The sequence below is a fragment of the Streptomyces sp. NPDC005262 genome, from assembly GCF_042872425.1.
In the GTDB taxonomy this organism is placed as follows: Bacteria; Actinomycetota; Actinomycetes; order Streptomycetales; family Streptomycetaceae; genus Streptomyces.
This window is the reverse complement of sequence record NZ_JBIAKK010000015.1, coordinates 190,870-196,886: the sequence shown is the minus strand read 5'-3', so window position 1 is coordinate 196,886 and position 6,017 is coordinate 190,870. Positions and strand designations below refer to the sequence as shown.

The following is a 6,017-nucleotide window of genomic DNA, read 5'->3' as shown; positions in this document are numbered from 1 at the left end:
CTCCGCGATCTGCTGCAACGTCGCACCGACATCCGACGTCCGCGTCGTGGTCATCGACTGCACCGACACCGGCGCATCCCCACCGACCGCCACCGACCCGACCTGGATCTTGCGGCTGACCCTCCGGTCGGCGAGCTTGGTCGGAACGGACGGCATTCCGAGAGAAATCGCAGTCATTCGCTGAGCATCCCCAAGGTGTGGATCAAGGTCCCGAGATCGGCGGGCTCCGGCCTCCGAGGTTACGCCACGGGTGAGATCCCGGAGCACACCGCATCCCCGACTGAGCACAAAGGTGGGCGGCCGGACACCGGGTGTACGTCCGGCCGCCACCTGTGGTGCACGCGATGCGGGCGGCGAGCAGGGTACGAACCACGCACCCTGCCGGTCAGGAGATCTTGACCGGGTTGACGATGTCGGCCACCAGGACCAGCAGTGTGAAGCAGATGAAGACACCGGCGACGACGTAGGCGACTGGCATCAGCTTGGCCACGTCGAAGGGGCCGGGGTCGGGGCGCTTGAAGACCCGTGCCACGTTGCGTCGCACGGACTCCCAGAGCGCTCCGGCGATGTGCCCGCCGTCGAGCGGCAGCAGGGGCAGCATGTTGAAGAGGAACAGCGAGAGGTTGAAGGTTGCGAGCACGAACAGCATCATCGCGATCTGGTTCGTCGCCGGAATGTCCAGGTTCATCACTTCGCCGCCGATCCGGGCGGCACCGACCACACCGACCGGGGAGTCCGCAGCCCGCTCGCCGTCACCGAATGCCGCGTTCCACAGATCCGGGATCTTGGACGGGAGAGCGATGATCGAGTCGACACCGTTCTCGATCATGTCGCCCATGCGGACGACCGAGTCACCGAACGAAAGCGGCACGATGTCCGTCTGAGCCGCGAAGCCGAGGTATCCGGCCGGGACGAACTTGCCCGGGACCACCTCGCCGTTGGAGTCCTTCTTCGCCACCGAGTTCTTCTGCAGCACGGCGTGCAGGGTCATCTCCTGGCCGTCGCGCTGAACGGTGAGGGTGGCGGGGCCGATCGTCTCGCGGATCCGGTCGGACAGGGTGGACCAGTCGTCCACCTTCCGTCCGTCGAAGGCGACGATCTTGTCGCCGGTCTTCAGTCCGGCGGCCTGCGCGGGCGAGACCGGGTCGCTCGCCTTGCAGGTGTCACGCTTCTCGCTCTGCGCGATCACGCACTTCTGGACGCCCGCGACCTCGGTGGTCTGCGTCTGGAAGCCGAAGGTCATGGCGACCCCGAGGAAGATCGCGACGGCCAGGACCAGGTTCATGAACGGTCCGGCGAACATCACGATCACGCGCTTCCACGGCTTGCGCGTGTAGAAGAGACGCTTCTCGTCACCCGGTTCGATTTCCTCGAAGGAGGCCTCTCTGGCGTCCTCGATCATGCTGCGCCACGGCGAGGTGGAGCGTGCCTCGATCCTCCCGTCCGGACCGGGCGGGAACATGCCGATCATGCGGATGTAGCCCCCGGCCGGAATCGCCTTGATCCCGTACTCGGTGTCGCCCTTCTTCCGCGACCAGATGGTCGGGCCGAAGCCGACCATGTACTGGGGGACGCGGATACCGAAGAGCTTCGCGGTCGACAGGTGACCGAGCTCGTGCCAGGCGATCGAGAACAGCAGGCCGATGGCGAAGATGACGATGCCCAGAATCGTCAACAGGACCGTCGTGATACTCATGCGCGCGCCTCCGCTGTCGCTTTCGCCGAGAGTTCCCGGGCCCGGGCCCGCGCCCAGGTCTCCGCTTCCAGGACGTCTGCGACCGTGAGCGAAGTTCCCGTCGACGGTGTGCCGTGTTCGGACACCACCGCCGTGACCGTATCCATGATTCCGTTGAAAGGCAGCCGTCCTGCCAGGAAAGCGTCCACGCACTCCTCGTTCGCGGCGTTGAACACCGCCGGGGCGGTGCCGCCGAGCGTGCCCACGTGCCTGGCCAGTCCCACGGACGGGAAGGCGTCGTTGTCGAGCGGGAAGAACTCCCAGGTGGAGGCCTTCGACCAGTCGAACGCGGGTGCCGCGTCCGGAACCCGCTCCGGCCAGCCGAGGCCGATGGCGATCGGTCCGCGCATGTCCGGCGGGGTGGCCTGGGCGAGGGTGGAGCCGTCGGTGAACTCCACCATGGAGTGAACGTACGACTGAGGGTGGACGACGACCTCGATCCGGTCGAACGGGATGTCGTAGAGGAGGTGGGCCTCGATGACCTCCAGCCCCTTGTTGACGAGGGTGGCGGAATTGATCGTGATCACCGGGCCCATGGCCCAGGTCGGGTGCGCGAGGGCCTGCTCGCGCGTGACGTTCGCCAGCTCGCTCTTCGTCCGTCCCCGGAAGGGGCCGCCGGACGCGGTGACGACAAGCTTTCGCACGTCGGCACGGGTACCGGCGGCGAGCGCCTGGAAGAGCGCGGCGTGCTCGGAGTCGACCGGGATGATCTGGCCGGGCTTGGCCAGTCCCTTCACCAGCGGGCCGCCGACGATCAGCGACTCCTTGTTGGCGAGGGCCAGCGTGCGGCCCGCCTCGAGCGCGGCGAGCGTGGGGGCGAGGCCGATCGAGCCCGTGATCCCGTTCAGCACGGTGTGGCAGTCGCTCCCGGCGAGCTGCGTGGCGGCGTCGGGACCGGCCAGGATCTCGGGCAGCGGCTCCCCGGCCCCGTACTGCTCGCGCAGCGCCTCGCGAAGGGCCTGCACCGCGTCCGGTGCGGCGACGGCCACGGTGCGTACCCTCAGCTGCCGTGCCTGCTCGGCGAGGAGGGCAACCCGGCCGCCTGCGGCGGAGAGCGCGGTGACGCGGAAGCGGTCGGGGTTGCGCAGCACCAGGTCGATGGCCTGGGTGCCGATGGACCCGGTGGAGCCGAGGATGACGAGATCCCGGCGGCCTTCCGCTGCGTCGAAGACGAGATGCGGGTCGGCGAGGGGGGCAGGGCTGTCGCTCATGCCCCCCATTGTTGCCGCATCGGCCCAGCGGGTTGACAGCGCGTCCCGGAGAATTCCGGGAGGAGCTCCGGCAGCGTTCCTGTGAATGCCGGCAGCCGCCGGGCCACGGGCCACCGGGCTCGGTCCACGAGGAGTTCGTCGCACCGCTGCACGAACCGGGCCGGCAGGGCAGAGGCGATCACATACGGGGCGTACCGGAACAGCCGGGCGAGCCCGGCGATCATGCTGCGCGGAACTTGGTCCACTGCGCGGTCATGACGTCCTGCGGGATGCCGCCCATGTCCTTGGTGCCGGGGATCTCGCCGCGGAAGGCGAGGGTGGTGGAGCCGGAGCGGACGACGGTGAGGTACTCGTACAGCTTCAGCTTCCCCTTCACGTCGAGGATGGTGAAGCGGTAGGCCTCGGCCTCGTCGGCCTCGGCCGCGAAGTCGGGTGCCTCGGCGGGCTCGACCTTCAGATACTTCGCGCTCGCAAGGGCCCGCTCCTCGGTGAATCCCCCGGCGCAGTCCTTGCCGGCCTTGCCGAGCGCCTTCATGACCTCGGCCGCATCGCCGTCGGAGTACGACCGGAGGGTGACATCGACGGTGATGCCGAGCATCTCGTCGGGAATGTCGACCTTGCGTTGGACCTGGGCGGCGGGGTGGTGGTCGCTGACCTCACCGGCAAGGCTGACCAGCGGCTGGCAGCCGGCGGGATCTGCGGTGTAGGCGTCGCCGAGTGGACCGTCGAGGGCGTACTCGGAGGCCGTGTACTTGCCGACGGTCTGCCCGTCGGTGAACGAAGCCGCCTTGAGCCGCGCCTCGCTGAGCGCCTTGGGCCCGTGGGCGGACGCCGAGGGCTTCTTGTCGTCCTTGCTCGCGCCGCCGGGCCCGCCCCGGCCACCCGGGCTGTCCTCGTCGCTGCTGCACGCGGTTGCCCCCAGAGCCATCGCGACTGCAATCGTCACGGCCGCGGCTCGGCGCCGCTGTCCGCGCCGGATACCCACCCCGAACATCCCTGCCCCCATTTCGCTGTTGGTGACGCCGGCTCTTCCGCAGGCTCTGCGGGTCGTGCTGGAGTCCGTCGTTCTTGATCGACGCCCCCGATTGTGCTGCATGCCCACGGTGCCGGTCCTGCCGGACGTGCCTACTTCGACATCGGGTGCGCGCACAGGGCCTTGTTCTCGGCGCTGTAGTCCAGGTACAGCAGCCAGTCCTTGCCCCAGCACTTGTCTCCGGCCGAGATCCAGAACTCGGCCTCGGGCGAGCTGCATCCGACCTCTTCCAGGTCCTGCTCGGGCCACTCCGCGTTGTTGCGGACACAGTCTCCGGCCGTGAACGTGGGACGGGTGTCGGGGAGCAGCCCGGGTACGGCGAGAGTGGCGAGCGCCAGGACCAAAACGGTCATGATGGCGAGCGCGGGCGGGCGGGCCAGGACACGGCGGCCGGGGGCGAGTTGAGGACGCAGATTCCCCACCGGATGGGGCAGGGCGCGGATCCGGGAGCGGGCGCCGATGTTCATCAGCATGGTGACCGGGGCGGCGAACACGGACAGCAGGCCCCACCAGCCCTGCCACAGGGTGTTGGACGTCATCCTGCGGTAGGTGGCGGTTCCGCAGGTACGGCAGAAGGCGCCTTCCTCGGTCAGGAAGCGGAGCGTGACGACCAGACCCTGGTGTCCCCGAACCACGGTGTGGACGGCGGGTATCGCACCGCAGATGTGGCACGACATGACGGATCCGAAAGGAGGAAACGGGTGATGGGGCGGCGTGGACATGAAAACTCCCGGGAACGGCGTGGGCCCAGGAACCCTAACGGTTCGTGAGTTCCGCGAACTCCGCGAATGCCTGGTGGAACTGAGGGAACGTCTTACGCACGCAGCCGGGATCGTCGTACGTGATGCCGGGAACCCTCAGTCCCGCGACGGCGAACGACATCACGATGCGGTGGTCGCCATGGGTGACGATCTCGGTGGGGTGCGGGTTACCGGGGTGGATCTGGATCCAGTCCGGACCGGTCTCGACGGTGATGCCCATCCTCCGGAGGTTCTGCGCACAGGCCTCCAGCCGGTCGCACTCCTTCACCCGGGTGTTGCCGACGTCCTCGATGCGTACCGGCCCCGAGGCGAAGGGCGCGAGCGCGGCCAGCGTCGGCATGGTGTCGGAGATGTCGCGCATGTTGACCGTGAGTCCGCGGAGCGTGCCACTGGACCGGACGGTGGTGGAATCCGGGGTGCTCCGCACCTCGGCGCCCATGCGACCCAGTACGTCGACGAACCTCAGGTCGCCCTGGAGCGCGTCCTTGCCGAGGCCGGCGACGGTGACCTCGTGGCCGGTGAGGGCTGCCGCGGCGAAGAAGTAGCTCGCGGTGGATGCGTCGGGCTCGATGGCGTAGGGCGTGGCCCGGTAGCCGCCGGGCGGCACGTTGAAGACGTTGTCGTCGTGGCCGCCGCGGGTCACCTCTACGCCGAAGCTGCGCATCATCGCGAGGGTGATCTCGATGTACGGAGCGGAGACCAGGTCGGTGACGGTGATCCGGAGCCCTTCCGCCGTCAGCGGCCCGAGCATCAGCAGTGCGGTGAGGTACTGGGAGGACTCCCCTGCGTTCAGGGTGAGTTCGCCGCCCTTGATCCCGGATGCGGTGACCCGCAGCGGATGGTGGCCCTCGGCGGCCTCGTGGTGCAGATCGACGCCGAGCGCGCGCAGTGCCTCGGTGAGCGGGGCAAGGGGCCGGTGGCGCATCTGCGCGGAGGCGTCGAAGCGGTACGTGCCGGAGGCGGCGGCCGCGGCGAGGGTGGGCAGGAAGCGTGCCGTGGTGGCTCCGTCGCGGCAGTAGATGTCGGCCTCGGTGGCGGCGGGTCCGGCCGGGCGGCCCTCGATGTGCCAGCGGTCCGCTTCCTTCGCCACGTCGTAACCGAGGCGTGCGAGACCCTCGGCAAAGCCCTCGGTGTCGTCCGAGCACAAGGGACGTACGAGGGTGCTGGTGCCCTCCGCGGCGGCGGCCAGGAAAAGGGCGCGTGCGGTGACGGACTTGGAGCCGGGGATGTGGATGACGGTCACGGGCCGCCATCCTGCCGCGCGGCGCGCGGCCGGG

At 69.0% G+C, this 6,017-nt stretch carries 6 protein-coding genes; all 6 read right to left on the bottom strand.

Annotated elements, in window-relative coordinates; translation table 11 throughout:
• Positions 1–177: flavodoxin-dependent (E)-4-hydroxy-3-methylbut-2-enyl-diphosphate synthase (locus tag ACFYP5_RS30245; protein ID WP_389041914.1), on the bottom strand; the 177-nt coding region annotated here is incomplete at its 3' end.
• Positions 178–385: 208 nt separating this feature from the next.
• The gene (locus ACFYP5_RS30240; protein WP_389041895.1) at positions 386–1,696 is read right to left on the bottom strand and encodes a M50 family metallopeptidase; all 1,311 of its coding nucleotides are present in this window, start codon (positions 1,694–1,696) and stop codon (positions 386–388) included.
• Positions 1,693–2,946 (bottom strand): 1-deoxy-D-xylulose-5-phosphate reductoisomerase, encoded by a 1,254-nt coding sequence (dxr, locus tag ACFYP5_RS30235; protein ID WP_389041893.1) that lies wholly within the window; start codon positions 2,944–2,946, stop codon positions 1,693–1,695. The genes ACFYP5_RS30240 and dxr overlap by 4 nt, the downstream gene beginning before the upstream one ends.
• 220 nt (positions 2,947–3,166) lie before the next feature.
• A complete protein-coding gene (locus ACFYP5_RS30230; RefSeq protein ID WP_389041892.1) occupies positions 3,167–3,892 on the bottom strand; it encodes a hypothetical protein in 726 nt (241 codons plus the stop codon).
• Between the two features lie 179 nt (positions 3,893–4,071).
• The gene (locus ACFYP5_RS30225; protein WP_389041890.1) at positions 4,072–4,656 is read right to left on the bottom strand and encodes a hypothetical protein; all 585 of its coding nucleotides are present in this window, start codon (positions 4,654–4,656) and stop codon (positions 4,072–4,074) included.
• A gap of 79 nt (positions 4,657–4,735) precedes the next feature.
• Positions 4,736–5,983, bottom strand: a complete 1,248-nt coding sequence (gene aroA / locus ACFYP5_RS30220) for a 3-phosphoshikimate 1-carboxyvinyltransferase (RefSeq protein WP_389041889.1) — start codon at positions 5,981–5,983, stop codon at positions 4,736–4,738.
• Positions 5,984–6,017: the final 34 nt, after the last annotated feature.